The 26,512-nt window shown below is 73.3% G+C and carries 26 protein-coding genes; 18 read left to right on the top strand and 8 right to left on the bottom strand.

Features of this window, described 5'->3' with window-relative positions; all coding sequences use genetic code 11:
• A partial coding sequence (locus tag AMK11_RS19870; RefSeq protein WP_241847011.1) for a sigma factor-like helix-turn-helix DNA-binding protein occupies positions 1-126 on the top strand: 126 nt, incomplete at its 5' end.
• A gap of 23 nt (positions 127-149) precedes the next feature.
• Here AMK11_RS19870 and ku read toward each other — a convergent pair.
• Positions 150-1,190 carry a non-homologous end joining protein Ku gene (ku, locus tag AMK11_RS19865; protein ID WP_073728988.1) on the bottom strand — a complete coding sequence of 347 codons (1,041 nt, stop codon included), beginning with the start codon at positions 1,188-1,190 and terminating at the stop codon, positions 150-152.
• A 227-nt stretch (positions 1,191-1,417) separates the two neighbouring features.
• Between ku and AMK11_RS19860 the strand changes: the two genes are divergently transcribed.
• Positions 1,418-2,539 (top strand): lipid II:glycine glycyltransferase FemX, encoded by a 1,122-nt coding sequence (locus AMK11_RS19860; RefSeq protein WP_073728986.1) that lies wholly within the window; start codon positions 1,418-1,420, stop codon positions 2,537-2,539.
• Positions 2,540-2,584: 45 nt separating this feature from the next.
• Here AMK11_RS19860 and AMK11_RS19855 read toward each other — a convergent pair whose 3' ends face one another.
• Positions 2,585-4,003 (bottom strand): purine-cytosine permease family protein, encoded by a 1,419-nt coding sequence (locus AMK11_RS19855; RefSeq protein WP_073728984.1) that lies wholly within the window; start codon positions 4,001-4,003, stop codon positions 2,585-2,587.
• A gap of 69 nt (positions 4,004-4,072) precedes the next feature.
• Here AMK11_RS19855 and AMK11_RS19850 point away from each other — a divergent pair, with 69 nt between their 5' ends.
• The 3 genes from AMK11_RS19850 (at position 4,073) to AMK11_RS19840 (ending at position 7,167) form a co-directional block, all read left to right on the top strand.
• On the top strand, positions 4,073-4,714 hold the full coding sequence (locus AMK11_RS19850) for a TetR/AcrR family transcriptional regulator (protein WP_073728982.1): 642 nt from the start codon (positions 4,073-4,075) through the stop codon (positions 4,712-4,714).
• Between the two features lie 23 nt (positions 4,715-4,737).
• Positions 4,738-6,363, top strand: coding sequence for an amidohydrolase (locus tag AMK11_RS19845; protein WP_073728980.1), 1,626 nt, complete (start codon positions 4,738-4,740; stop codon positions 6,361-6,363).
• Between the two features lie 75 nt (positions 6,364-6,438).
• Positions 6,439-7,167, top strand: coding sequence for a type 1 glutamine amidotransferase (locus tag AMK11_RS19840; protein ID WP_073728978.1), 729 nt, complete (start codon positions 6,439-6,441; stop codon positions 7,165-7,167).
• Here the strand turns inward: AMK11_RS19840 and AMK11_RS19835 are convergent.
• Both AMK11_RS19835 and AMK11_RS19830 read right to left on the bottom strand, forming a co-directional pair.
• Entirely contained in the window at positions 7,157-8,332 is a 1,176-nt protein-coding gene (locus AMK11_RS19835) for a GDSL-type esterase/lipase family protein (protein ID WP_073728976.1), read from the bottom strand. The genes AMK11_RS19840 and AMK11_RS19835 overlap by 11 nt on opposite strands.
• Before the next feature lie 44 nt (positions 8,333-8,376).
• Positions 8,377-8,946, bottom strand: coding sequence for a TetR/AcrR family transcriptional regulator (locus AMK11_RS19830; protein WP_073728974.1), 570 nt, complete (start codon positions 8,944-8,946; stop codon positions 8,377-8,379).
• 71 nt (positions 8,947-9,017) lie between these two features.
• Here AMK11_RS19830 and AMK11_RS19825 point away from each other — a divergent pair, with 71 nt between their 5' ends.
• From AMK11_RS19825 to AMK11_RS19785, 9 genes are all read left to right on the top strand, one after another.
• Positions 9,018-9,509, top strand: coding sequence for an FBP domain-containing protein (locus tag AMK11_RS19825; protein WP_073728972.1), 492 nt, complete (start codon positions 9,018-9,020; stop codon positions 9,507-9,509).
• A gap of 128 nt (positions 9,510-9,637) precedes the next feature.
• Positions 9,638-10,609 (top strand): GlxA family transcriptional regulator, encoded by a 972-nt coding sequence (locus tag AMK11_RS19820; RefSeq protein ID WP_073728970.1) that lies wholly within the window; start codon positions 9,638-9,640, stop codon positions 10,607-10,609.
• A gap of 28 nt (positions 10,610-10,637) precedes the next feature.
• Positions 10,638-11,195, top strand: a complete 558-nt coding sequence (locus AMK11_RS19815; protein ID WP_073728968.1) for a DUF488 domain-containing protein — start codon at positions 10,638-10,640, stop codon at positions 11,193-11,195.
• 52 nt (positions 11,196-11,247) lie between these two features.
• Positions 11,248-12,204 (top strand): hypothetical protein, encoded by a 957-nt coding sequence (locus tag AMK11_RS19810; protein WP_073728966.1) that lies wholly within the window; start codon positions 11,248-11,250, stop codon positions 12,202-12,204.
• Between the two features lie 73 nt (positions 12,205-12,277).
• A complete protein-coding gene (locus AMK11_RS19805) occupies positions 12,278-12,616 on the top strand; it encodes an SCO0607 family lipoprotein (protein ID WP_073728964.1) in 339 nt (112 codons plus the stop codon).
• A gap of 179 nt (positions 12,617-12,795) precedes the next feature.
• Positions 12,796-13,581 (top strand): hypothetical protein, encoded by a 786-nt coding sequence (locus AMK11_RS19800; protein WP_073728962.1) that lies wholly within the window; start codon positions 12,796-12,798, stop codon positions 13,579-13,581.
• 45 nt (positions 13,582-13,626) lie between these two features.
• Positions 13,627-14,490, top strand: a complete 864-nt coding sequence (locus AMK11_RS19795) for a DMT family transporter (protein WP_073728960.1) — start codon at positions 13,627-13,629, stop codon at positions 14,488-14,490.
• A 96-nt stretch (positions 14,491-14,586) separates the two neighbouring features.
• Entirely contained in the window at positions 14,587-16,041 is a 1,455-nt protein-coding gene (locus tag AMK11_RS19790) for a basic amino acid/polyamine antiporter (protein ID WP_073728958.1), read from the top strand.
• Between the two features lie 46 nt (positions 16,042-16,087).
• Entirely contained in the window at positions 16,088-17,350 is a 1,263-nt protein-coding gene (locus tag AMK11_RS19785; protein ID WP_073728956.1) for an arginine deiminase, read from the top strand.
• 25 nt (positions 17,351-17,375) lie between these two features.
• Here AMK11_RS19785 and AMK11_RS19780 read toward each other — a convergent pair whose 3' ends face one another.
• Together AMK11_RS19780 and AMK11_RS19775 are read right to left on the bottom strand one after the other, a co-directional pair.
• Positions 17,376-17,654 carry a hypothetical protein gene (locus AMK11_RS19780; RefSeq protein WP_073728954.1) on the bottom strand — a complete coding sequence of 93 codons (279 nt, stop codon included), beginning with the start codon at positions 17,652-17,654 and terminating at the stop codon, positions 17,376-17,378.
• Between the two features lie 123 nt (positions 17,655-17,777).
• The gene (locus AMK11_RS19775) at positions 17,778-18,668 is read right to left on the bottom strand and encodes an MBL fold metallo-hydrolase (protein WP_073728952.1); all 891 of its coding nucleotides are present in this window, start codon (positions 18,666-18,668) and stop codon (positions 17,778-17,780) included.
• A 125-nt stretch (positions 18,669-18,793) separates the two neighbouring features.
• Here AMK11_RS19775 and AMK11_RS19770 point away from each other — a divergent pair, with 125 nt between their 5' ends.
• From AMK11_RS19770 to AMK11_RS19755, 4 genes are all read left to right on the top strand, one after another.
• Entirely contained in the window at positions 18,794-18,970 is a 177-nt protein-coding gene (locus AMK11_RS19770; protein ID WP_383585049.1) for a hypothetical protein, read from the top strand.
• Positions 18,957-20,327 (top strand): Asp-tRNA(Asn)/Glu-tRNA(Gln) amidotransferase GatCAB subunit A, encoded by a 1,371-nt coding sequence (locus AMK11_RS19765; protein WP_073728948.1) that lies wholly within the window; start codon positions 18,957-18,959, stop codon positions 20,325-20,327. Before AMK11_RS19770 ends, AMK11_RS19765 begins: the two co-directional genes overlap by 14 nt.
• 28 nt (positions 20,328-20,355) lie before the next feature.
• A complete protein-coding gene (locus tag AMK11_RS19760) occupies positions 20,356-20,919 on the top strand; it encodes a TetR/AcrR family transcriptional regulator (RefSeq protein WP_073728946.1) in 564 nt (187 codons plus the stop codon).
• A gap of 106 nt (positions 20,920-21,025) precedes the next feature.
• Positions 21,026-21,499 carry a hypothetical protein gene (locus tag AMK11_RS19755; protein WP_073728944.1) on the top strand — a complete coding sequence of 158 codons (474 nt, stop codon included), beginning with the start codon at positions 21,026-21,028 and terminating at the stop codon, positions 21,497-21,499.
• A 21-nt stretch (positions 21,500-21,520) separates the two neighbouring features.
• On the opposite strand, the gene AMK11_RS19750 is transcribed toward AMK11_RS19755, so the two are convergent.
• A complete protein-coding gene (locus AMK11_RS19750; protein ID WP_073728942.1) occupies positions 21,521-23,896 on the bottom strand; it encodes a glycoside hydrolase family 65 protein in 2,376 nt (791 codons plus the stop codon).
• The gene (locus tag AMK11_RS19745) at positions 23,893-26,283 is read right to left on the bottom strand and encodes a phosphoketolase family protein (RefSeq protein ID WP_073728940.1); all 2,391 of its coding nucleotides are present in this window, start codon (positions 26,281-26,283) and stop codon (positions 23,893-23,895) included. The genes AMK11_RS19750 and AMK11_RS19745 overlap by 4 nt, the downstream gene beginning before the upstream one ends.
• Between the last annotated feature and the right edge of the window lie 229 nt (positions 26,284-26,512).

Below are 26,512 nucleotides of genomic sequence, written 5' to 3'. Positions count from 1 at the left end.
CGGTTCGTCGAGGAACTGACCCAGAAGGACATCGGCGAACGCCTGGGCGTCTCGCAGATGCACGTGTCCCGGCTCATCTCGCGCCTGCTGGCCCGCCTGCGCAAGGGCATGCTCAGCACGGCCTGAGCCGGCCGGCGGCCGCCGCCGACTCAGGCGGCGGCCGTCTTCTTCCGCCGGCGGCCGCCGGTTCCGGTGAGGGCGTCGATCAGCTCCTCGCGGCTCATCCTGGAGCGGCCCGCGACGTCCTGGTCGGTGGCCCGCTGGTAGAGCTCGGCCTTGCTCAGCTCCCGCAGCTCGCTCCGGGTGGGCGGCTTCTTCTTGCGGGAGGGGGCGGTGGCCTTCTTGCGTGACCCGGCCGGGCGCTCACCGCTCTCCGTCTTCCCGGCCGGTTTCCCGCCGCCCGCGCCCGTGTCCTTCGCCCGCTCCAGGCTGCCCTGGAGCACCTCCATCAGGTCGACGACGTTGGTCGCCTGCGGCGCCTCCTCCGCCACCGCGACCTCCTCACCCTCGGCCTTGGCACGCACCAGCTCGCGGACCTTCTCCTGGTACGTGTCGTGGTAGCGGTCCGGCTCCCAGGGACCGCTGAGGGCGTCCACCAGGCGCAGCGCCATGTCGAGTTCCTTGCCCCGGCCAACCCGGTCCGAGGGCAGTTCGGGCAGCTCCCCGACCGGGTCGCGGACCTCGTCGGCCCAGTGGAGGGTCTGGAGCACCAGGACCTCGTCCTCGGCGCGCAGCACGGTCAGGTACTGGCGGTTGCGCATGACGAAGGTGGCGACGCCCGCCTTGCCGGACTCGGCGAGGGCCGCGCGCAGCAGCTCGTAGACCTTGAGGTACTCCTTGCCGCGCGGGGCGACGTAGTAGGTGCGGTCGAAGTAGACCGGTGCGATCCGGTCCAGTTCGACGAAGTCGGTGATCTCCAGGGCGCGGGAGCGGCCCGGCGCGATCTCGTCGAGTTCGTCCGGCTCCACGACGACGTACTCCCCCTCCCCCACCTCGTAGCCCTTGACGATGTCGCCGGGGTCGACCTCCTTGCCGGTGCGCTCGTTGACGCGCCGGTTCCGGATGCGGTCGGAGGTGCCGCGCTGGAGCTGGTGGAAGCGGACCGTGTGGTTCTCGGTCGCCGTGAAGAGCCCGACGGGCACCGAGACCAGCCCGAACGTGATGACGCCTGTCCAGATCGCCCGTGCCATCGCCGTCCGCTCCGTCCGTCCTGCCGTACCGCCCGGGCATTCCACGCTGACACCGCGCCCGCGCTCCCGCGCGCCGGGCGGAGCACTCGGGTGGGCGGCGGGCCGGCAGCGCGCGGATCCGCCGCCGCCGGGTTTCCCTGTGAGGTGCGGGACGGCGGGCGCGCCGGCCGGACCACGAGGAAGCACACGTCGAAGCAGCAGCAGAGCCGAACAGAGGGGCACCGTCCATGAGCCGTCACGTGAAGCCGATCAGCCGCGAGGAGCACCTGCGGTTCGTCGCGGCCCGGCCGTCCGTGAGCCATCTGCAGACGCCCGCGTGGGGTGACGTGAAGCCGGACTGGCGGGCGGAGAGCCTGGGCTGGTTCGACGAGCGCGGCGAACTGGTGGGGGCCGGGCTGGTGCTGCTGCGTCCGCTGCCGCGGCTGAAGCGGTACCTGGCCTATCTGCCCGAGGGCCCGGTCATCGACTGGGACGCGCCCGACCTGGAGCGGTGGCTGGAGCCGATGCTCGCGCACCTGAAGCGGCGGGGCGCCTTCTCGGTGAAGATGGGACCGCCGGTGGTGACCCGGCGCTGGAGCCCCGAGGCGGTCAAGGCGGCGATCGCCGACCCGGGGGCCCGGCGGCTGGGGGACGTGGAGGCCACCGAACGGGAACCCGGGGCCGAGGCGGTGGCCGAGCGGCTGCGCCGGACGGGCTGGCGTCGCTCCGCGTCCGGCGGCGAGGACGGGTTCGCCACCGGGCAGCCGCGCCACGTGTGCCAGCTGCCGCTCGCCGGGCGGACCCCGGAGCAGCTCCTCAGCGGCTTCAACCAGCAGTGGCGCCGGAACGTCAAGAAGGCGGAGAAGGCCGGCGTCAAGGTCGTCCGGGGTGACCGCGAGGACCTGAGGGCGTTCTACGAGCTCTACGTCGAGACCGCCGAGCGGGACCGGTTCGTGCCGCGGCCGCTCGGCTACTTCGAGCGGATGTGGACGGCGCTGACGGCCGAGGACCCGGACCGCATGCGGCTCTACCTCGCCCACCACGACGGGGAGGTGCTGGCGGCGGCCACGATGCTGACGGTCGGCGAGCACGTCTGGTACTCCTACGGCGCGTCCACCGTCCGCCGGCGCGAGGTGCAGCCCAGCAACGCCCTCCAGTGGCGGATGATCTGCGACGCGCTCGAACTGGGCGCCTCGGTCTACGACTTCCGCGGCATCACCGACACCCTCGACGCGGACGACCACCTGCTCGGGCTGCTGCGCTTCAAGGTGGGCGCCGGCGGCCGGGCCGTCGAGTACCTCGGCGAGTGGGACTACCCGCTCAACAAGGTGCTGCACAAGGCGCTGGAGCTGTACATGGCGCGGCGCTGACCCCGGGCCCTCAGAGCGTCGGCGCCCGGCGTGCTCCGCCGCGCGTCAGGGCCGCGTAGAGCAGCGAGGCGGTACGAGGCCGGCCGGCAGGGCGAGGTCCACCCCGCCGAGGGCGCGGGCTATCGGACCGGTGTAGAGGGTGTTCACGCACAGGGCCGCGACGGTGACGCCTCCGGCGAGGGCGAGGGCGCCCGCCGGGTTGACCCCGGCGCGGTACCAGAAGGGGCTGCCGGGCGTCTCGTCCATCAGCGCGGGGCCGTCGTACCGGTTGCGGCGCAGCAGGATGTCGGTGGCGTAGACGGCCAGGGCGGGGCCGAGCAGGACGACGGTGAGCTGGAGGACGTTGCTGACCGTGTCGAGGAAGTCGGAGACGAGGAGCCCGTACAGGGTGAGGGCGACGGCGGCGGTGCCATCGGCGAGCACGCTGAGGGAGCGGCGGATGCGGATGCCGACGGCCTGGAGGGCGAGGCCCGCGCTGTAGGCGGTCAGGGCGTTGATGGCGATGGTGCCGAGGACCAGGGCGAGCAGGAGGACCGGACCGAACCAGTCGGGCAGCAGCTGCCGCAGCCCCGCCTGCGGGTCCGACATGTCGGCCACCGTCGCGGCGAGGGCGCCGAGCGAGCAGACGGCCACGCCGGGCAGGAAGCCGCCCAGGAAGGTCCAGCCCACGACGGCCCGGGCGGGTGTGGTGCGCGGGAGGTAGCAGGAGAAGTCGGCGCTGGTGGTGTACGACAGCGGGGCGGAGGCGATGAGGGTGACGCCGGCGACCACGACGGTCAACAGGTCCGTGCCGGTGAGCGGTTCGGCCGGTACGTAGGAGAGGTCGGCGTGCCGGTACACGCCCACGGCGACGACGGCGAAGGCGGCCGTCAGGACCAGGGTGATGGGGAGGTACTGCTTCATGATCATGGCGTGGCCGTAGACGCCGATGGCCAGGGTGAGGGCGGCGATCACCATCACCACGACGACCTTCACGCCGGTGTTCGCGGTGATGCCGGCCATCTCCACGAGGGCGAAGGCGGCGGTCGCGGCGGCGGCCAGGTTCAGGGCGAAGTAGCAGACGGAGATCAGCCAGCCCACGATCGCGTTGTTGACGCGGTTGCCGCGCACCCCGTACATCGCCCGGGTGATGACCTCGCTCGGCGCGCCCGCCGCCGGCCCGGACATCGAGAGCAGGCCGGTCAGCAGCCAGAAGAGGTTGCCCGTCACGATCACCGCCAGCGCCTGCCACAGGGTCAGGCCCATCAGGATCAGGGCGCCGCCGGTCACCAGGCTCAGGTAGTTCACGTTGGCCGCCGCCCACACCGAGAACAACTGCCGCGGCCGGCCGTGACGTTCGTGGTCGGGGATGTGGTCGATGCCGTGGGCCTCGACGCGGCCCGCCCGGTCCGACGGCGGCGGGGGCGGTGCCTCCTGGCGCGCGGCGCCGGTGCCGGGGTGCGGGTCGGGAATCGTGGACGCCATGAGGCTCCTCCGGGGTGCTGGTGTCCCACCTGCTTGCTTGTTGGTCGCACACTCAATAGCATCGATTCCATGCCGTCAAGCATTCCGAACAAGCGAATCCGCAAGTCTCCGGCCGCCAGACGTGCGGAAATCGTTGTAGCGGCCTCCGGGGTCGCACTGACCGAAGGGTTGGAGTGCATCACTCTGCGGCGGGTCGCCGAGGAGCTGGACGTGCGCCCCGGACTGATCAGCCACTACTTCCCGGCAGTGGAGGACCTGGTGGCCGAGGCGTACGGCGACGCCGCCTCCGCCGAGCTCGACGAACTCCTCCCCGCCGGCCTGGACGGCGTGACGCCGACCCGGCAGCTGGCGCGCTTCTTCGCGCGGGCGACCGGGCCGGACTTCGACGACATCAGCCGGCTGTGGCTCAACGCCCGGCACCTGAGCCGTTACCGGCCCGCCCTGCGCGAGAGGGTGGCCGTCCAGGAGGCGGCCTGGCGCGACCGGCTGGAGGCGGTGATCCGGGACGGCGTCGAGCAGGGCGAGTTCCGCACCGACGACCCGCTGGTGGCCGCCGTCCAGATCCTGGTCGTCCTCGACGGCCTCGGCATGCTCGTCAACAGCGCCGACACCGGTGACGACCCGCCCGCGGTGCGACGGATGCCGATCACCACCGCGGAGCGCGAACTCGGCCTGTCCGCAGGCGCTCTGACGGCCACCGACACCAACTGAACCGCCCCCCTCAAGGAGTGACTGTGCGCACCTCTCTCGTCCTGCTCTCGGCCCGGCTGCTCGACCCGGTCACCGGCGACTTCCTGCCGCAGACCGCGCTGGCCGCGGCCGACGGCCGGATCAGTGCCCTCGGTGACGACCGGGAGATCCGTGCGCTCGCGGACGCCTCGACCACGGTCGTCGACCTGAAGGGTGCCGTGGTGACCCCCGGCCTGGTCGACGGGCACATCCACCCGGTCACCGGTGCCGAACTGACCCACGGTCTCGACCTGTCGGGCTGCACCGACGTCGGCCAGGTGCGCGAGGCGCTGGCCCGCGCGGTGCGGGACCTGTCCCCCGGCGCGTGGCTGCACGGCTGGGGCCTGGACCCAAACGTCTTCGGTGACCGGCCGGTGGAGACGGCGCCCTTCGACTCGGTGCTCGACGGCGTGCCCGCGCTGCTGCTGCTCTTCGACGCGCACTCCATGCTGGCCAGCCGGCGGGCCCTGGAGCTGGCCGGGGTGGACGGGCCGCGCACCTTCGACCAGGCCACGGCCGAGGTGGTGTGCGACGCCGAGGGGCGGCCCACGGGCCTGCTGCTGGAGGACGCCGCCTGCGAGCTGGTGGAGCGGATCGCCCCGCAGCCCACCCGGGCCGAGCGTCTCGACCGGCTCGCCGCGGCCCTGCGCGCCATGGCGGCCACCGGCCTGACGGGCGGTCACGTCATGGACGCCAACGGAGACAGCCTCGACCTCTTCACCGAGCTGGACCAGGCGGGACGGCTGCCGCTGCGCCTTCGGGTGGCGCCCTGGTGCCAGCCCGGCACCGGCGCGGACGGGGTGCGCGCCCTCGTCGAGGGCCAGGGCAGGGGCGGCAGGCTGTGGCGGACCGCCGGCGTCAAGATCTTCATGGACGGGACCGTCGACAACGGCACCGCCTGGCTGGAGCAGCCGGACTGCCACGGCGAGTCCCGGCACGCCTTCTGGCCGGACCCCGCGGAGTACACCCGCGTCGTCGGCGAGCTGCACCGGGCCGGCGTGCCCACGGCCACCCACGCGATCGGTGACGCGGCCGTGCGTCACGTCCTCGACGCCGTCGAGAAGGCCCAGGCGGACGGCGTACGCAGGGTGCGGCACCGGGTCGAGCACATCGAGACCGTCCCGGACGACACGCTGCGCAGGTTCGCCGAACTCGGGGTCGTGGCCTCCATGCAGCCGACCCACTGCTGCGACTTCACCCGGGCCGACCACACCGACAACTGGTCCCGGCGGCTGGGCGAACCGCGCGCCTCGCGGGCCTGGCGCTGCCGCGACCTGCACGACTCCGGTGCCGTCGTGGTGCTCGGCTCCGACTGGCCCATCGCCCCCTACCCGCCGCTGGGTGTCATGGCCGGCGCCCGCCACCGCCGCCCGACCCGCGACCTCAGCCGGGCGCCGCACGGCCCGGAGCAGGCGCTGTCGGCGCTGGAGGCGCTGCGCGGCACGACCGTCAACGCGGCCTACGCGGCGGGCGAGGAGCACGAGGCCGGGCGGATCGCCGTCGGTCACCGCGCCGACCTGACGGTGCTCGCCGCCGACCCGCTCACCGTGCCGGCCACCGAACTGGCCGGCGTGCCGGTGCTGCTGACCGTCCTGGACGGCGACCCGACGCACCGCGCCGCGGGTCTGTGACGCATGGGGAGGTTGCGGCCCGGCGCGCTCCGGGCAGGGTGGTGGTGTCCGAGGGTGTGAGACGGGGAGTGGGCGATGGCGCGGCTGCTGGTGGTGCAGAACGGTCCGGGCGGCGGGCCGGACCGGTTCGGTGACTGGCTCGTCGCGGACGGCGTGTCACTGGACGTCGTGCACGCCTACGCCGGTGCCCCGCTCCCCCGCCGCCTCCAGCACGACGGTGTCGTGGTGCTCGGGGGCGGTTACCTGCCCGGCGACGACGTGCGCGCGCCCTGGCTGGCGCCCACCCGCGCACTCGTCGCCGAGGCGCTGGAGCGGGGCGCCCCCGTGTTCGGGATCTGCCTCGGCGGGCAGCTCCTCGCCCACGTCGCGGGCGGCACGGTACGGGGCGAGCACGGCGACCCGGAGTTCGGCAGCACCCCGCTCACCCTGCGGTCGGGTGCCGGTGACGATCCGCTCTTCGGAGGGCTGCCGGAGCGGGTGACGGCCGTCGAGCACCATGTGGACGCCGTCACCGCCCTGCCGCCGGGCGCCGCCTGGCTGATGGAGAGCGAGCGGTGCCCGTACCAGGCGTTCCGGGTCGGTGACCGGGCCTGGGGCGTGCAGTTCCACCCCGAGGCGGGCGCGGACCGGATGCGGTCGTGGGATCCGGAGCGGTTGCGGGCCCGGGGGCTGGACCCGGCGGAGCTGTGCCGCCGGGCGGAGCGCGACGAACCGGCCGCCGAAGCGGTCTGGCACGGGGTCGCCCGGCGTTTCGCCGCGGTCGTACGGGGTCGCGGCCATGGGGAGCCGGGCTTCAGGCGGTGAAGGCGCCACGGTCGCCGAAGGCCAGCTGGGCGAAGCGTTCGCCCATGCGGCGGTGGGTGGCGGCGTCCGGGTGGACGTTGTCGGGCAGGGGCAGCTCGGCGGCGTCGGCCTCGCCGTAGAGATCACGACCGTCGAGGTGGTGCAGGTGGGGGTCGTCGCCCGCCCGCTGGGCCACGATCCGGGCCAGCTCCTCCCGGATGACGTTCAGGGTCAGCTTCCCGCTCGCGCGTTCCGCCGGGTCGCCGGTGGCCACGAAGCGCAGCCGCCCCTCGGCGGCCTCGCTGAAGTCGGGGGCGAGGGGGCCGGGCGTGTCCTCGTGGACGGGGCACAGGACGGGTGAGACGACCAGCAGCGGGACGGTGGGGTGGCCCTCCCGGACCGTGTCGAGGAAGCCGTGCACGGCGGGGCCGAAGGCGCGCAGCCGCATGAGGTCGGCGTTGACCACGTTGATGCCGATCTTGACGCTGATCAGGTCGGCGGGGGTGTCGCGCATGGCCCGCGCGGTGAACGGGTCGAGCAGGGCGCTGCCGGACAGCCCCAGGTTGATCAGCTCGACGCCCCCGAGGGAGGCGGCGAGCGCGGGCCAGGTCGTGGTGGGGCTGGCGGCGTCGGAGCCGTGGCTGATCGAGCTGCCGTGGTGCAGCCACACCCTGCGGCCGGAGTCCCGGGCGGGTTCGACGGGGGCGTCGGTGCGCAGGGCGACGAGTTCGGTGGTCTCGTTGTGCGGCAGCCAGACCTCGATCTCCTTGTCGCCCTCGGGCAGGTCCGGGAAGCGGAGGGTGCCGGCCGGGCCGGGCTCGACGGAAGCCGTGCCGGTGGTCATGTCGATGGTGAGGGTGTTGCCTCCCGTGACGCTGCCCCGGCCCGCCGGGCGGCCGTCGACCAGCAGGTCGTACACGCCGTCCGGGCGCGGCGGGGCGCCCGCGTAGAGGCGCTTGGTGGGCAGCGTGTCCAGTTCGAGGACGGTGGCGCGGGTGCGCAGCGCCAGGCGTACGCCGGAGGGCTGGGACTCCGCCATGGCCAGCTGTCCGTCGGTGTTCTGGGCGCGGGCCCGGGCCGGCAGCCGGTGCGGCAGCAGTCCGTGTTCGGTGCGCTCCAGGTCGAGGGCGCCGCGGATCAGGTCCGGGGTGATCGGCGTGGTGATCAGGCCGTCGTGGGCGTGCATGTGGTTCTCCGGCTGTGGTGGTGTCTCGGTTCGCGGTCCGGGGTTCAGGGGGCCGGCCAGTTGCGCAGCAGGGCGTCGAGGGCGTCCACGATCCGGGTCCAGGTCTCCTGGGTGTCGGGGGCACTGTGGTCGAAGCCGCCGCCCATCTCGAGGCTGACGTAGCCGTGGAAGACGCTGCCCAGCAGCCGGACCGCGTGGGTCTGGTCGGGTTCCGTCAGGTCGTAGCCGCGCAGGACGGCCCGGGTCATCCGGGCGTGGCGGACACCCGCGCTCGCGGCCGCCGTCTCGGGGTCCAGGCGCAGCTGGGCCGCGGCGTAGCGGCCGGGGTGCTCCCGGGCGTAGTCGCGGTAGACGTCCGCGAAGGCGGCCAGGGCGTCCTTGCCCGCCCGCCCGGCCAGGGCGGTCGCGGCCCGGTCCGCCAGTTCCTCCAGGGCGAGCAGGGCGATGCGGGTCCTGAGGTCCTGGGAGCCCCGTACGTGCGAGTACAGACTCGCGACCTTGACGTCGAACTGCCGGGCCAGCGCGGAGACCGTCACCTGGTCGAAGCCGACCTCGTCGGCCAGTTCCGCGCCCGCCCGGACCAGGCGTTCCGGGGTCAGCCCCACGCGTACCATAACCATCCTTCCGTTCGCCTGAACCGATTATGTGTTTGCCTAAGCCTATTAGGCAACCTACTCTCCGTCGTATGAGACCCCTGACCGAAAAAGAGATCCGCGCCGCCTTCGTGAACTGCTCCAAGGGCGCGGCCAAGCGCCTGTCCGTGCCCCACGACCTGGCCGACCGCCCGTGGGACGACCTGGACTACTTCGGCTGGCGGGACCCACAGGCGCCGGACCGCGCCTGTCTCGTGACCGAACTGGACGGCCGTCCGACCGGCCTCGCGATGCGCGCCTCCGGCGCGGGCTCCGGGCAGACGCGGCGCAGCATGTGCTCGATGTGCCTGACGACCCACTCCGGCGGCGTCTCGCTGATGGTCGCGCCCAAGGCCGGCAAGGCCGGGCAGCAGGGCAACTCGGTGGGGGCCTACATATGCGGCGACCTGGCCTGTTCGCTGTACGTGCGGGGCATCCGGGAGCCGGACGCCGGGGCGCGGCTGCACGAGACGATCACGCTGGAGGAGAAGATCCGGCGGACGGTCGCCAACGTGACGGCGTTCGTCGACCGGGTGGTCGCCTGACATGGCGTTCCCGACAGCTTTCAACGGGAAAGTGCCACGGCGACGGGAAGGCTGCTGACCTGCGCTTCAATGGGCTGGTGGCCGGCCACGGCCACGGCCGCCGTCCGGTGAGGAGGTCCGTTCCGGCCATGCACACCGTCGCCGTACTCGCGCTGGACCAGGTGATCCCGTTCGACCTGTCCACCCCGATCGAGGTCTTCGCCCGCGCCCGCCTCCCCGACGGGCGCCCCGGCTACCAGGTCCGCGTGTGCGCGGAACACCCCGAGACCGACGCCGGGGCCTTCACCCTGCGCGCGCCGTGGGGGCTGGACGGACTGCGGGACGCGGACACGGTCATCGTGCCGGGTACGGCCACCGCCGGCGCCCCGCTCTCCCCGGCCGTCCGGGACGCGCTGCGCGCGGCCGCCGCGAACGGCACGCGCATCGCGTCCATCTGCTCGGGCACCTTCCCGCTGGCCGCCACCGGGCTGCTCGACGGCCTGCGGGCGACCACCCACTGGGCCGCCGCCGACGTCCTGGCCGCGGCACACCCGGACGTCGAGGTCGACCCGGAGGTCCTGTACGTCGACAACGGCCAGTTCCTCACCTCGGCCGGCGCCGCCGCGGGACTGGACCTGTGCCTGCACATGATCCGGCGGGACCACGGATCGGCGGTCGCCGCCCATGCCGCCCGGCTGTCGGTCATGCCGCTGGAACGCGAGGGCGGCCAGGCGCAGTTCATCGTCCACGACTGCCCGCCCACGCCCCGCGGGTCCGCCCTCGAACCCCTGCTCGCCTGGCTGCGGGACAACCTGTCCCGCGACCTCGCCCTCGCCGACATCGCCGACCACGCCGGCATGAGCACCCGCACGCTGATACGCCGCTTCCGGGAACAGACCGGCTCCACCCCGCTGCAGTGGCTGCACCGGGCCCGCGTCCGGCAGGCGCAGCACCTGCTGGAGACCACGGAGCACTCCGTGGAGCGCGTCGCGGCACAGGTCGGCTTCGGTTCGCCCACCTCGTTCCGTGACCGTTTCAAGCGGACCACCGGAGTCAGCCCGCACGCCTACCGGCGCTCGTTCGGCCGGGCGGCACCGCGGGCGCGCGGCCGGGAGGCATGAGCGCGGGCGGTGCGGGGACCCCGGTCACATGTCGCATCCCCACCTGGTCACGTTCGGACACGGCACCGCGGGCCGGACCGCACTGGCCGAGCTGCTACGGGGCGCCGACGTGCCGGCCGTGGTCGACGTCAGGACGGCGCCGGGCAGCCGCCGCGACCCCGACCTGCTGCGGGAACGGCTCGCCCGGTGGCTGCCCGAGGAGGGCATCGCCTACCGGTGGGAGCAGCGGCTGGGCGGCTTCCGCAGGCCGGCGCCGGACTCGCCCGACGTGGTGTGGCGCAACACGTCCTTCCGCGGGTACGCCGGTCACACCCGTTCGCCGGAGTTCGTCACCGCCATGGACGAACTGCTGGAGCAGACCGCGCGGGAACGCACCACGGTGATGTGCAGCGAGGCCGTGTGGTGGCGCTGCCACCGGCGCCTCATCGCCGACTTCGCCGTGCTGGCCCGCGGCACTCCCGTGGACCACCTCATGCACGACGGCCGTCTGACACCCCACTCCCCCACCCCGGGGGCACGGCTGCGGACGGACGGACTCCTCGTGTACGACGACGAGGACGAGGCGGCGAGGCACGCGCGGTCGTAGCGGGTCCGTGGCCGTCGGTGGCGCACACACGTCGAGGTGGAGGCGGAGGACCATGCAGCGCAAGGGCGGACACCGCCGGAAGGACGGTGACCACGACGCGGAGTCGGTCGAGTCGGTACTCGACGAGCTCTACACGACGCCTCCGTCCGACTTCGTCGCCCGTCGAGAGGAGCACGCCAAGGCCGCCAGGACCGCCGGCCGCAAGGAGGACGCCCGCCGTGTCCACGCAGCCCGCCGGCCCACGCTCGCGGCCTGGGCGGCGAACCTGCTGACCCGTTCCCGGCCCGAGGAGAGCCGGCGGTTCCTGGACCTGGGGCAGGCGCTGCGCGAGGCATACCGCGCCCTGGACGCCGACGGTCTCAAGGAGCTCTCCGCGCAGCGCCGGAGCGTCGTCTCCGCGCTGTCCCGGCAGGCCGCCCAGCTCGCCCGCGAGGCGGGGCACCGGCTGTCCGAAGCGGCGCAACGGGAGGTCGAGTCGACGCTGCAAGCCGTCCTCGCGGACCCGGACGCGGCCGCGCGATGGGCCGGCGGGCGGCTGGAGGGCTCGCTCACCCCGCCCTCGGAGTTCCCCTCGGACACCGTCCCGGCCGAACCGGCGCCGCGCGAGCGGCCCTCCCGGACGAAGACTCCTCCCGCGGGCCGCGCGAAGGACGAACTCGCCGAACGGCGCCGCAAACGGCAGCAGGACCTCAGCCGCGCCGAACAGGCCGCCGAGCGGGCCGAGCGGCAGGTGCGCGACCGCCGGGCGGAACACGCGGACGCCGACTCCGCGCTCCGGCACACCGGTGACGAACTCGACCGGGCACGCGAGGAGGTGTCCACGGCCGAGCGGCGGCTGCGGCAGGCACGACAACGACTGGAGCGGGCCGAGCGGGAACGGCGTGAGTCGGAAGAGCGCGAGCACTCGGCGGCGGACGCCCTGGACCGGGCCGAACACGAGGCACGCGAGACCGCACGGCAGGTCGGCCGGCTGGCCGGCCGAGTCAAGCAGTACGGCGGACACAACTGAGTACCCGTACTCATGAGGAGCCGGACCACGCCGGAGGAGGCTTGCCGTGTCAGCCTGCCAGAGGGAGCCAACCATGCGCGTCGTCAGCCGAGTCAACCGTCAGTCAGCCGTGCGCGGCGAGCAGCGTGCCGCACGTTCCGTCATCGGTCTCGCACTGGTCTGCGCGACCGCCGCCGCGGTGCTGACCGGATGCTCCATGAAGGAGGCGATCTGCGGCGGCGGCGAGTACCCGGTCATCAGCGGCGGCACCGGCGGCGCGTGCGTGCCCAACGGCGGGGAACCGCCCGGGGGTTACACCCGTTACCCGGAGGGCAAAGTGCCCGAGCACGTCGATGACGAGTGGGACACCTACTGGCGGACACACACCGTCGGCAAGGACGGGAACATCGTGGAGGTGCCCGAGGGCCGGTGAGCGCGGGGTGTTCGCGGGACGAACGCACGGACGAGGAAACACGGCGCGACATACCGCGATGACGGCCAAACGTGGTATACCGGCCGGGCGCCGATCGGACATGGTCCCCGTGTCCCGCGCCCGAAGTCCCGTCGTTCCTCCCGAGCCTTCACGGCCGCGAATCGAGGAGAGTCAAGAGCATGTCCGAGAGCACGACGCAGCCCGCCACCCAACTGGCGTCGCAGTACAGCGTCCAGGTGACCGACGACCTGGAGCGCAACCTCAAGGAGCAGGAACGCATCAGCGCGGAGATCACCGCCCTCCAGCAACAGCTGGCCGCGTTGCAGCACGACCACGCCCTGCTGGTGAACATGCAGCAGGCGCTGGGCATCACCCCGCCGCCCGCCGCCGCGGCCGACTCGCCCACCGTTCCCGCGCCCCGCGACGGTGCCACCGCGGAGCCGGCCGCGGGGAAGCGGACACGGGGCCGCAGGACGACCGCCGCTCCCAAGCGCGCCGCCGCACCGAAGCCGGGCGCCAAGCCGAGCGCCAAGCCGAGCGGCAAGCCGGCCGCGAAGTCCGCGGCCAGGTCCAAGCCTGCCGCGAAGTCCGCTCCCAAGCAGGCCTCGAAGCCGTCCGCCAAGGCCACCGGGAAGACGGCGGTCAAGAAGCCGTCGCCGCAGGCCGCGTCCGCCCAGCAGGCCGCCGCCCAGCCCACACTGGTCGAGCTGGTCCGCGCCCACCTCACCGAACAGCGTGAGCCGCGCTCCGCCGCCGAGATCACCACGGCGCTCGGCCAGGCACACTCCGGACGCACCATCAAGACCACGGTCGTGCGCACCACTCTCGAGGGGCTCGTCGCCAGGAACCAGGCGCAGCGCACCAAGCAGGGCACCTCGGTCTACTACACCGCAACCGACGCGCCCGAGGCGGCGAAGCAGCAGGACACCGGGGAGAAGGCGACGCCCGCGCAGAGCGGGGACTGACGGCCGCCGCGCGCGGCCGGAGGGAAACCGGGCGAGTATCGGTGGATGGGTGTCGTACTGCCGGTGCTCTTCGCACTCCTCGCCGCGTTCAGCAACGCGCTGGCCACCGTGCTCCAGCGCCGGGCGGCGTTGACCGTGCCCCAGACACAGGGGTTCCGCCCGGGGCTCGTCGTCGACCTGCTGCGGCGGCCGGTGTGGCTCGGCGGCATGCTCGCCGTGGTCGTCGCCGGCGTGGCACAGGCGGTGGCTCTGGCGACGGGGCCGCTGTCACTCGTACAGCCGCTGTTCGTGCTGGAACTTCCGCTGGCGCTGCTGCTGGCCTCGCTGATGACCGGCCGCCACCTGGCCCCCGCCCTGTGGCTGGCCGTGGGCGGGGTGGTCGTCGGGCTGGGACTCGCGCTGGTGTCGGCCGCGCCGGACGCGGGCCGGGAGGACGTTCCGCTGGACCGCTGGCTGCCCGCGCTGGCGGCCTGCGCCGGAGCGGCGGTGCTGTTGGCGGCGGCCGGTCTCAGGCGCCCCGTCGGCAAGGCCCGCGCCGCCTGCCTCGGTGCGGCCACCGCGGTCTGCTACGCGCTGACGGCGGCCCTGATGAAGGACGCCATGCGCGTCCTGGACACGGACGGACCGGCCGGCTTCCTGACCACGTGGCAGACGTACGGCTTCGCCGCGGCCGGGGTCGGTGCCGTGCTCCTGCTGGAGCACGCCATGCAGGGCGGCCCCCTGGTCGCCTCCCAGCCCGCCCTCACCCTGGGCGACGCCGCGGTGAGCCTCATGCTCGGCGTGTTCCTCTACCGCGAGGACGTACGCGGCGGCTGGTGGGTCCTGCCGCAGCTCCTCGGGGTCGCCCTCATCGTCGTGGGCGTCCTGACGCTCGCCCGGCGGGGGGCGGACCTGCGCGCCGGAGGGTGAGCGTCACCGACGACCGGGTGACCGACGAGCAAGATGCCCCAAGCCGCCATGTGGGGCACAGTGGTCGCGAATCGTCCGGCGACCCAGAGGGACGGCATGTCGCAGGCCGCTACGACCGACGCCGGCGGGGAGGCCCCGCCGGCCGCCAAGCTGCCCCTGTTCACCCTGACGGCCATGGTCGTCGGGTCGATGGTGGGTGCCGGGGTCTTCTCGCTGCCGGGTCGGTTCGCCGAGGAGACCGGCGTCGCGGGGGCGCTGATCGCCTGGGCGATCGCCGGTACGGGCATGCTGATGCTGGCCTTCGTCTTCCAGTCCCTCGCCGTCCGCAGGCCCGACCTGGACGCCGGTGTGTACGCGTACGCCAAGGCGGGCTTCGGCGAGTACCTGGGGTTCTTCGCGGCCTTCGGCTACTGGGCCAGCACCTGCGTGGGCAACGTGACCTACTGGGTGCTCATCATGTCGACGATCGGCTCGATCTGGCCGGAGCTCGGTGACGGCGACACCGCCCTCGCCGTGGTCCTGTCCTCGATCGGGCTGTGGGCGTTCTTCTGGATGATCCGGCGCGGGGTGAAGGAAGCGACGGCCATCAACAGGATCGTGACGGTGGCCAAGCTCGTCCCCATCGTCATCTTCGTGATCCTGGCGCTGGTGTACTTCCGGCCGGGTGTGTTCGCCGACAACTTCGGCGGGACGGACTACGCGGGGTCCCTGTTCTCGCAGGTGCGCGGCACCATGCTGGCCACCGTGTTCGTGTTCCTCGGTGTCGAGGGCGCCAGCGTCTACTCCCGGCACGCCGAGCGCCGCTCGGACGTGGGCAGGGCGACGGTGCTGGGCTTCCTCAGCGTGTTCGCGGTCTTCGCGTCGGTGACCATCGTGTCGTACGGCATCATGCCGATGGCCGAGATCGCGGACCTGCGCCAGCCGTCCATGGCGGGCGTCCTGGAGGAGGCCGTCGGGACCTGGGGCAGGGTGTTCATCAGCGTCGGCCTGATCGTGTCGGTGCTGGGCGCCTATCTGGCGTGGACGCTGATGGCGGCGGAGGTGCTGTTCGTCGCGGCCAAGGACGACGACATGCCACGCTTCCTGCGCCGCGCCAACGCCGTCGACGTGCCCGTGCCGGCGCTGCTGATGACGTCGCTGCTCACCCAGGTGGTGCTGATCGCCACCAGTTTTTCGGACGACGCCTTCAACTTCGCGCTCAACCTGACCAGCGCACTGTCCCTGATCCCGTACCTGCTGGCGGCCGCCTTCGCGGTGCGGATCGGCCTCCGCGACGACCCGCGCACGGAGGGCGGGCGGACCTCCCGGCGGGAGCTGGCCGTCGGTGTCGTCGCCACGCTGTACACCGCGTTCCTGCTGTACGCGGCCGGGCTGAAGTTCGTCCTGGTGTCCTTCATCCTCTACGCCCCGGCCACCGCCCTGTTCGTGATGGCCCGCCGCGAGCAGGGCAGACGCCTGTTCTCCCCGGCGGAACTCGCCGTCCTGGCCGTCTCCGTGGCCGGCGCGGTTTTGGGCCTCGTGGCGCTGGCGGCCGGATGGATCAGCCTGTGAGCAGCGTCCCCTCTCCCCCACATCCCGCACCCTTCAGGGAGGCCGTGTGACCAGCAACGACAGCGCCCCGATGCCCGCGCTCGGCGTCCACTCCGAGGTGGGCAGGCTGCGCAAGGTCCTGGTGTGCTCGCCCGGCCTCGCGCACCGGCGGCTCACCCCGACCAACTCCGACGACCTGCTCTTCGACGACGTGATGTGGGTGGAGAACGCCCAGCGCGACCACGCCGCGTTCGTCGGCGAGCTGCGCCGGCGCGGGGTCGAGGTGGTGGAACTGCACGACCTGCTGGCGCAGATCATGGCGATCCCCCAGGCGAAGGCATGGCTCCTGGACCGCAAGATCACCGCCAACCAGGTCGGTGTCGGCCTCATCGACGCCACCCGCGCCTACCTGGAGACCCTCTCGCCCAGGGAACTGGCCGAGCACCTGGTCGGCGGACTCGCGGTCGGCGATCTGCCCGAGGACTTCCGCTCCCCGTACCTGGCCCTGGCCCGCGAGTCCACCGGCGCCCGCGAGTACCTGATGCCGCCGCTGCCCAACACCCTCTACACCCGCGACACCACCTGCTGGCTGTACGGCGGAGTCACCCTCAACCCGCTGTACTGGCCGGCGCGGCACGACGAGACGCTGCTGATGAAGGCGGTCTACCTCTTCCACCCCGACTTCAGGGACTCCAAGGTGTGGTGGGGCGACCCCGAACTGGACTGGGGCCAGGCCACCTTCGAGGGCGGCGACATCATGCCGGTGGGCAACGGCGTGGTCCTCATGGGCATGAGCGAGCGCACCTCGCGGCAGGCCATCACCCAGGTCGCCGCGTCCCTGTTCCGCAGTGGTGCCGCCGAGCACGTCGTCGTGGCCGGGATGCCGAAGCTGCGGTCCGCCATGCACCTGGACACGGTGTTCACCTTCGCCGACCGCGACGTGGTGACCCTCTACCCGCGCATCATGGACGCGGTGCACACCTTCTCGCTGCGCCCCGGGGACCGGGCCCCGGGCTTCGACGTCGTCGACGAGGGCACGACGCCGTTCACCGACGTGGTCGCCAAGGCGCTCGGGCTGTCCTCGCTGCGGGTGGTGGAGACGGGCGGCGACGCCTACGCCTCCGAACGCCAGCAGTGGGACAGCGGCAACAACGCCGTCGCGATCGAACCGGGCGTGGTGTTCACCTACGACCGCAACACGCTCACCAACGCCCTGTTGCGCGAGGCCCGCATCGAGGTCGTCACGATCGTGGGCGCGGAGCTGGGGCGGGGCCGCGGTGGCGGGCACTGCATGACCTGCCCGCTGGTGCGGGACCCGGTCGACTTCTGACCGCCCCGGGGCCCTCGGCCGTCCGTCACCGGCAGAACCCGTAGGCCTGCTCCAGCCACCGGTGCAGTGCCGTGTGCACGCTGCCGGGAAGCTCGCTGAGCCGCTCGATGGCGGCCCGGTCCCCGGCGGAGGGCGCGATGCCGGCCGTGGTGAGCAGGGCCAGCAGGTCCAGGCGCCGCAGGTCGACGGGGTCGACGCGGCAGGGCACGCGTTCGGCGGGGTGGGGCGGCTGGAGCAGGAAGTCGCCGTCGGTGTCGCCGGGGCGCGCCGGATCGGCGGCGGTCGGGGCAGTCATGATGTGCATACCGCGGTCCTCCACTTGGTGGGTCGCCTTGGTGGGTCGGCGTTCTCGACGGCAAGAGACACCGGCGCGGCGGCGGCGGTTGCGGGCCGTCCGCCGGACCACACGGTGGATGCAATCGGCGCCTTATCGCACGAACCGGCCGGGCACGGGCGCCAGCCGGTAGGCGTCCCGGTGGCCGACGACCCGGCCCGCGGTGGGCGGTGGGAAGTGGGTGCCCAGCACCAGGGTGCCGGTGCCGGCCAGGGAGGCGAGCAGGGAGCGCCTGGTCGACTCGGCGAGGACGGGGTCGATGTCCACGCAACTGCCCAGCGCGGGGTGGGCGAGTTGCACGGGATGGTGGACGCAGTCCCCGGTGACGAGGGCGTCGGCGCCGGGTCCGCCCACCCGCACGGCGACGTGGCCCGGGGTGTGGCCCGGGGTCGGCAGGAGGCGCAGGCCGGGCGCGAGGTCGGTGCCCTCGGCGGGTACGTCGACGAGGTCGAGCAGTCCGGCGTCCTCGACCGGGTGCACGGAGTCCCGGAACATCTGGCGCCGGGGCTCGTCCATCGGGTACGCGGCCCAGAAGTCGCGCTCGGCGCGGGAGACGACGTAGCGGGCACGCGGGAAGGTGGGGACCCAGCCGTCGTCGGTCCGCCGCGTGTTCCAGCCGACGTGGTCGGTGTGCAGGTGGGTCAGGATCACCAGGTCGACGGTGTCCGGGTGGAAGCCCGCCGCCGTGAGCCGCTCCAGGTAGCCGGTGCGCAGGTCGTGCCAGGCCGGGTTCGCGCGTGTCTTGCCGTCGCCGATGCCGGTGTCGACGAGGACGCGCAGCCCGCCGGTGGTCAGGGCGAAGGTGTGGCTGCCGAGGCGCAGGACGCCGTCGTCGGCGGCGAAGTCGGGGCGCAGCCACTCCTCGCGGGTGACCAGGTCCGGGGTGGCGCCGGGCAGCAGCCAGGGCCCGGTGGCGGGCGGCAGGGAGGTCTCGTCGATGCGGTGGACGGTGGTGTCGCCCACGGTCCAGGAGGGGGAGTGCATGGCGGTGCCGTCTTCCGTCGAGCTCGCTAAAAGCCATTGGTTTGCGTTTAGCCACCGTAGAACCCTATGGTCACCTAACGCAAACAGTTAGCTTTAAGTGAGCTTCGGAGTGAAGGAGAGTGCCTGTGCCCATCACCGAAGAGGACCGGCAGGCCGTGGTGACGGCCACCGCCCGGCACATTCACGGCGTCGTCTCGGTACTGCGGGAGCTGGACTTCGGCGACACCCCGCCCGCCGCCGCCTTCCACGCCGTCGAGGCGTCGGACACCGGGCGGGAGGAGGTGCGACGTGCGGCCGTATGAGTTGTCCCTGACCGCGGCCGCGGACGCCATCCGCACCCGGCGGCTCTCGCCGGTCGAACTGGTGGACTCGGTACTGGAGCGCGCCACGGAGGTGCAGCCGGGACTCGGCGCGTACGTGACGCTGACGGCGGAACGGGCCCGCCGCTCGGCACGCGCGGCCGAACGGGACGTGGCCAAGGGCAGGGTCCGAGGGCCACTGCACGGCGTACCGATGGGGCTCAAGGACCTGATCGACGTCGCCGGCACCGCGACCACCGCGAGCTCGCGGGTCCGCGCCGGGCATCGCGCGCGGGCCGACAGCACGGTCGCCGCGCGGCTGGCGGCGGCCGGCGCGGTGCTGGCCGGCAAGACCCACACCCACGAGTTCGCCTACGGCCTGACCACTCCCCAGACGCGCAACGCCCGGGACCCCGGCCGGATCGCGGGCGGCTCCAGCGGCGGCTCCGCCGTCGCCGTGGCGGCGGGCGCGGCCACCTTCGCCCTCGGCACCGACACCGGGGGCTCGATCCGCGTGCCCGCCGCCCTGAACGGCGTCGTCGGCCTCAAACCGACCTACGGCCTCGTCCCCCGCCATGGGGTGACGTCGCTGTCGTGGTCGCTGGACCACGTGGGGCCGATCACCCGCACCGTCGAGGACGCGGCCCTGGTCCTGTCCGCGGTGGCGGGCCACGATCCGCGCGATCCCGCCTCGACGTCCGCGCCGGCGGCGGACCACCGGCCGGCCGCGTGGACGGGGGACCTGACGGGCCTGCGCGTCGGCGTGCCCCGCACCTACTACTTCGACCACGTCGACCCCGAGGTCGAGACCGCCGTCCGGGGCGCCGTCGCGCGGCTGGCGGAACTCGGCGCGCACCTCGTCGACGTGGAGATTCCCATGGCGCGCTACGTGCGGGCGGTCCAGTGGGGCCTGATGGTGCCCGAGGCCACCGCCTACCACGAGCGGACCCTGCGCACCGCCGCCGACCTGTACGAGGACGACGTGCGCGTGCTGCTGGAGGCCGGGGAGCTGATGTCCGCGGGGGACCACCTGCGGGCCCAGCGGGCGCGGACGCTGATGCGGCGGGAGTGGGCGCGCCTGCTCCGGCAGGTCGACGTCGTCGTCGCACCGACCGTGCCGGTCACCGCGGTACCGGCCGGGCAGTCCTCCGTCACCTGGTCCGACGGCACGGTGGAGAGCGTCTCGGACGCCTGCGTCCGGCTCTCCGCGCCGGCCAACATCACCGGTGTCCCGGCGCTGACCGTACCGGTGGGCGCCGACCGGGCGGGCATGCCCATCGGCATGCAGGTGCTCGGGCGGCCGTTCGACGAGGCCACCGTGGTGCGCGTGGGCCACGCCTACGAACGGAGCTCCGCTTGACGCAATCACTTTGCTTTAGGCTGTCGGCATGAGTCCCAGACCGATGGCCCGCCCGGGCGGGCGCAGCGCCCGGGTCCAGGAGTCGGTGCACACCGCCGTACGCGAACTCACCGCCGAGGTGGGCCGCGACGCGCTGACGGTGCCGCTGGTCGCGGCCCGCGCCGGGGTCACCCCGTCGACGGTGTACCGCCGCTGGGGGGACCTCCAGGAACTCCTGTCGGACGTGGCCGTCGAACGGCTGCGCCCCGACGCCGGCCCCGAGGACCACGGCGGCCTGCGCGCGGACCTGACGGCCTGGGCCGAGCAGTTCCTCGACGAGATGGCCTCTCCCCCGGGCCGCGCCTACATCCGTGACGCCCTGCTGGGCGATCCGGACGGCGGCAACGCGGGCCGGTGCTCGGCCTACGCCGCCGAGCAGATCGACGTCGTCCTCGCCCGCGCGGCCGGCCGCGGCGAGGCGGTGCCGGACACGGAGACGGTCGTGGACCGCGTGGTCGCGCCCGTCATGTACCGCGTCCTCTTCCGCCCCGGCGGCCTCGACGCCGGGTACGCGCGCCGCCTGGTGGCCGGGCTGCTGGACACGGCCGGGTAGCCCCGGGCGCTGCTCCGTACGAGTGGTGCGTTCGCGGCGTCGGCCGTACGGTCGGGTACGGGGAACGGAGCGGAGACAAGCGACCCCGAGACGGCCGGGAGCAGACATGGGCAGAAACCCGATGAGGGCAGCGATCACCCTCTGTGCCGCCGCCGCGCTCGCAGTACCCATGGGCACGGCCTTCGCGGCACCGCCGGCGCAGCACACGACCACCGCCCGGGCGGAGCACAGCCGGCACACGCAGGACCCGGTGCTGGTCGACTGCGCATTCCAGCCCCAGGTGCGGCCCGAGGCGTTCATCCTCGCCTGCGGGGACGGCAACAGCCGTCTGGTCTCCCTGCACTGGATGCGGTGGGACGCGGACGCCGCGGTGGGCCGGGGCACCAACGTCGTCAACGACTGCGACCCCTACTGCGCCGCGGGCACCTTCCGCCCGTACCCCGTGATCGTCCGGCTCGACCAGCCGCAGGCGTCGCAGTCGGACCCGGGCGAGCGGCACTACACCCGCATGACCCTCACCTACACCGACGGCGGGCCGGACGGCTACCCGCGCACGGTGACGTACCCCCTGTCGGGCTGACGGTCCCCGCGCTCCCGGCGGTCACTCCGGGAGCGCCAGCCGGCAGGTGTCGCCGGGCGCGAGCCGCACCTCGCGGTCCGGCAGCCGGATGTCGATGGGCAGCGGGCCCGAGGCGGGCACGGCGACCTCCAGCCGGCCGTGCTCCAGCCGGAACCGCACGCCCCAGTGGCCCTGGTAGCGGACGGAGAACCCGTACGACGACAGCTCCGGCAGCGGCACCGGGTCCAGCCACAGGGCGCCGGAGCGGGTCTCCAGCCCGGTCAGGCCCCGCTGCACCAGGTCGAGGGTGCCCGCCATGGCACCGAGGTGGATGCCCTCGCCGGTGGTGCCGCCCTGGAGGTCGGCGACGTCGCCCTTGAGCGCCTCCTGGCAGTAGGACCACGCCTCGGCGCGGCGGGCGCGGGCGAGGATCCAGCCGTGCACCAGGCCGCTGAGGGTGGAGCCGTGGCTGGTGCGGGCCAGGTAGTAGTCGACGGTGCGCTGCCAGGTCTTCTCGTCCAGGCGGTACCCCAGCCGGTCGAAGAGCGAGCGCAGTTCGGCCGGGGAGAACAGGTAGCCCAGCATCAGCACGTCCGCCTGCTTGGACGCCTGGTAGTTGTTCGGGCTGTCGTCCTCGGCCTCCAGGACGCGGTCCAGGCGCCGGATGTCGCCGTACCGCTCCCGGTAGCCCGCCCAGTCGAGTTCGGCGAGGTCGCCGTACCCCTCGAACTGGCTGACGACACCCTGGTGGAAGGGGACGTGGAGGGTGCGGGAGACGCTCTCCCACTGTTCGAGTTCGGCGTCGTCCAGGGCGGTGCGCTCGACGAGTTCGCGGCGGCGGGGCTCGGGGAGGTCGCGCAGGACCTCCAGGGTGCGGGCCAGCACCCAGGCCGCGGTGACGTTGGTGTACGCGTTGTCGTCGAGGCCGGGACGGTCCGCGCCCGGGTACGCCTCGTGGTACTCGTCGGGGCCGACGACGCCCCGGATGCGGTGCCGGCCCAGCTGGGCGTCCCAGGTGGCGGAGTCCGCCCAGAAGCGGGCGATCTGCAGCAGCATCTCGGCGCCCTTGGTGTGCAGGAACTCGGCGTCGCCGCTCGCCTCGCAGTACTGCCACACGTTGTACGCGATCGCCGATCCCACGTGGTGCTGCAGATGCGAGTGGTCCGGCAGCCAGCGTCCCGAGTGCGGGTTCAGGTGGAGCTGCTGGGTCTCCTCGCGCCCGTCGCTGCCGCTCTGCCACGGGTACAGCGCGCCGCGGCGGCCGGTCGCGCGGGCCGCGGCGCGGGCCCGTTCCAGCCGGCGGTGCCGGTAGTGCAGCAGGGCCCGGGACACCTCCGGGAAGTGCAGGTTGAGGTAGGGCAGGACGAACAGTTCGTCCCAGAAGACGTGGCCGCGGTAGGCCTCCCCGTGCAGCCCGCGCGCCGGTACGCCGACGTCCAGGTCGGCGGTGTGCGGGGAGAGGGTCTGCAGTACGTGGAAGAGGTGCAGGCGCAGGATGCTGCCCGCCTCGCCGGGCACGTCGAGTTCGGCCCGGCGCCACAGCTGGCCCCAGGCCGTGCGGTGGGTCCGCAGCAGGTCGTCGAAGCCGGGGGCGTCGGTCACCCGGTCGACGGCGGCCTGCAGGGGGTCGCTGATCGCCGGGTCGCGCGAGGTGTGCAGGGCGACGACCTTGTCGACGGTGACGGTGCGGCCCGGCCGCACGCGCGCGCTCGCCCGCTGGGTGACCCTCAGGTGCTCGCGGGCCGGGGTGACGGGCACGCCGGCCGTGGTACGGGCCGCGAGACCGGTCCGGATGTCCGAGGTGCGGGTGCGGCAGCGCAGCCAGACCGTGGCGTCGTCGGTGACGCCGGTGTGCACGTGGGTCAGGTGACGGCCGTCCAGCTCCCGGTAGCGCGGCACACCGGAGTTGGTGACGCCGCCGTCGAGGGCCGCCTCCACCTCCAGGTCCACGCCACCGGCGTCCACCGTGAACTCCGTGCGCAGCGCGGCGAGGTGCGGGTCGGCCATGTGCACCAGGCGCAGCTGGCGCACGGTCAGCACGCGTCCCTCGCCAATCCCGAAGTGGGTGCGACGCTCCAGCACGCCCGAGTCCAGGTGCACGGTCTGCCGGTGGTCGAGCACCTCGGCGGTGTCCGGGGTGATCCAGTCCCCTCCGGCGGTCCGGAAGCGCAGGGGCAGCCAGTTGGGAAGGTTGACCATGTCCTCGTTCTCGACCTCGCGGCCGGCGACGGCGGAGGTGAGCCGGTTGTAGCAGCCGGCCACGTAGGTGCCCGGGTAGTGCACGTCGTCCGCGGCGCACTCGGGCAGCGCGCCGCGGGTGGCGAAGTAGCCGTTGCCGAGCGTGCACAGCGACTCGCGCAGCCGCTCCTCGGCCGGGTCGTAGTGGTCGTAGTCCCAGGTCGAGGGTGTCGCGGTCACCGTGCGCCCTCCCAGGTCCAGTCGGCGACCTCGGGCAGGTCCACTCCGTGTTCGCGGATCCAGTCGTGGTGGCGCAGCCGGGCGTCCTCCATCCGCTGCCGCACGGCGGCCGCGCGCACGGCGAGGCCGGGGACGCGGTCGATGACGTCCATGACGAGGCGGTAGCGGTCCAGGTCGTTGCCGACCACCATGTCGAAGGGCGTGGTGGTGGTCCCGATCTCCTTGTAGCCGCGCACGTGCAGGTGGGCGTGGCCGGTGCGCCGGTAGGCGAGGCGGTGGATCAGCCAGGGATAGCCGTGGTACGCGAAGATGACCGGCTTGTCGGCGGTGAACAGGCCGTCGTACTCGAAGTCGCTCATGCCGTGCGGGTGTTCGCCGCTGGGCAGCAGCCGGGCGATGTCCACCACGTTGACGACGCGTACGGCGAGGTCCGGCAGGTGCCGGCGGACGAGCTGGGCGGCGGCGAGCACCTCCTGGGTGGGGACGTCGCCCGCGCAGGCGAGCACCACGTCGGGTTCCCGGTTGCCGTCCTCGGTGCCGGCCCAGTCCCAGATGCCGGCGCCGCGCGCGCAGTGCACCCGGGCCTCCTCGATGGAGAGCCAGTCGAAGCAGGGCTGCTTGCCGGCGACGATCACGTTGACGTAGTCGCGGCTGCGCAGGGCGTGGTCGGCGACGGAGAGCAGGGTGTTGGCGTCCGGCGGCAGGTAGACCCGTACGGCTTCGGGGCTCTTGTTGAGGATGTGGTCGACGAAGCCGGGGTCCTGGTGGGAGAAGCCGTTGTGGTCCTGGCGCCACACGTGGGAGGTGAGCAGGTAGTTGAGGGAGGCGATGGGTGCGCGCCAGGGCAGGCGGCGGGTCACGCGCAGCCATTTGACGTGCTGGTTGACCATCGAGTCGACGATGTGGACGAACGCCTCGTAGCAGGAGAAGAGTCCGTGCCGGCCGGTGAGGAGGTAGCCCTCCAGCCAGCCCTGGCAGGTGTGTTCGGACAGGATCTCCATGACCCGGCCGTGCCGGTCGAGGTCCTCGTCGACGGGCAGGGTGCGTTCCTGCCAGGCCTTGCCGCTGGCGCCGTAGACGGCCTGGAGGCGGTTGGAGGCGGTCTCGTCGGGGCCGACGAGGCGGAAGTCGCGCCGCTGGGCGGTGGCGGCCATGACGTCGCGGAGCAGGTCACCGAGGACCCGGGTGGGTTCGTGCGTGCTCGCGCCGGGCTGGTCGACGGGGACGGCGTACTGCTCCAGCGGGGGCACGGGCAGCTCGCGCAGGAGGAGACCGCCGTTGGCGAAGGGGGTGGCGCCGAGGCGGCGCGAGCCCCCGGGGACGGCGGCGAGGACGGCGGGGCGGGGCGCTCCGGTGTCGTCGAACAGTTCCTCGGGGCGGTAGGAGCGCAGCCACTGTTCCAGTTGCCGCAGGTGGTCGGGGTCGGTGCGGACGGCCGAGAGGGGGACCTGGTGGGCGCGCCAGGTGTTCTCCACGGGCAGGCCGTCGACCTCGGCCGGGCCGGTCCAGCCCTTCGGGGTGCGCAGGACGATCATGGGCCAGCGGGGGCGGTCCGTGGCGCCGTCCTCGCGGGCGGCGCGCTGGACGGCGGCGACGCGGTCCAGGGCGGTGTCCATGGCCTGGGCCATCGCGCGGTGGACGGCGGCCGGGTCGTCGCCGGTGACGTGGATGGGGTCGTGGCCGTAGCCGCGCAGGAGTTCGTCGAGCTCGGCCTCGGGGAGACGGGCGAGGACCGTCGGGTTGGCGATCTTGTAGCCGTTGAGGTGCAGGATCGGCAGGACCGCGCCGTCGTGGACCGGGTCGAGGAACTTGTTGGAGTGCCAGGAGGTCGCCAGCGGGCCCGTCTCCGCCTCGCCGTCGCCGATCACACAGGCGACCACCAGTCCGGGGTGGTCGAAGGCGGCGCCGTAGGCGTGCGAGAGCGCGTAGCCCAGCTCGCCGCCCTCGTGGATGGAGCCCGGCGTCTCGGGGGCGACGTGGCTCGGTACGCCGCCGGGGAACGAGAACTGCTTGAAGAGGCGGGCCATTCCGGTCGCGTCCCGGGTGATGTCCGGATACGTCTCGGTGTAGGAGCCCTCCAGCCACGCGTTGGCCAGGACGGCGGGGCCGCCGTGCCCGGGGCCCCAGACGCACAGGGCGTCGAGATCACGGGCCTTGATCACCCGGTTGAGGTGGGTGTGGACCAGGTTGAGGCCGGGTGAGGTGCCCCAGTGGCCGAGCAGGCGCGGCTTGACGTGCTCGGGGCGCAGCGGCTCGGTGAGCAGGGGGTTGGCCATGAGGTAGATCTGGCCGACGGAGAGGTAGTTCGCGGCGCGCCAGTGGGCGTCCAGTCCGGCGAGCTCCTCGTCCGTGAGCCCGGAGGGCGCCTGCTGCGTGTCGGCGGACATCGGGAGTCCTTTCCGTGTCGGGACGGCGATCGGGCCGCGCGGGCACGGGGTGCCCCGTGCACATCCCAACCCCGCGCGGGCCGGTCGGGTACCCGACAGGACCGTTCGGGTCACGCCGGTGTCCGGACCGGGCGGGCACGGAGACGGACACGGAGACCCGCACGGAATGGCACGGCCGCCACCGGCGCCGACCCCGGTGCCGACCGTGCTGAGGCACCGTGTACCCCAA

Source organism: Streptomyces sp. CB02414 (genome assembly GCF_001905385.1).
Lineage (GTDB): Bacteria > Actinomycetota > Actinomycetes > Streptomycetales > Streptomycetaceae > Streptomyces.
This window is presented reverse-complemented; position numbering and strand designations above follow the sequence as displayed.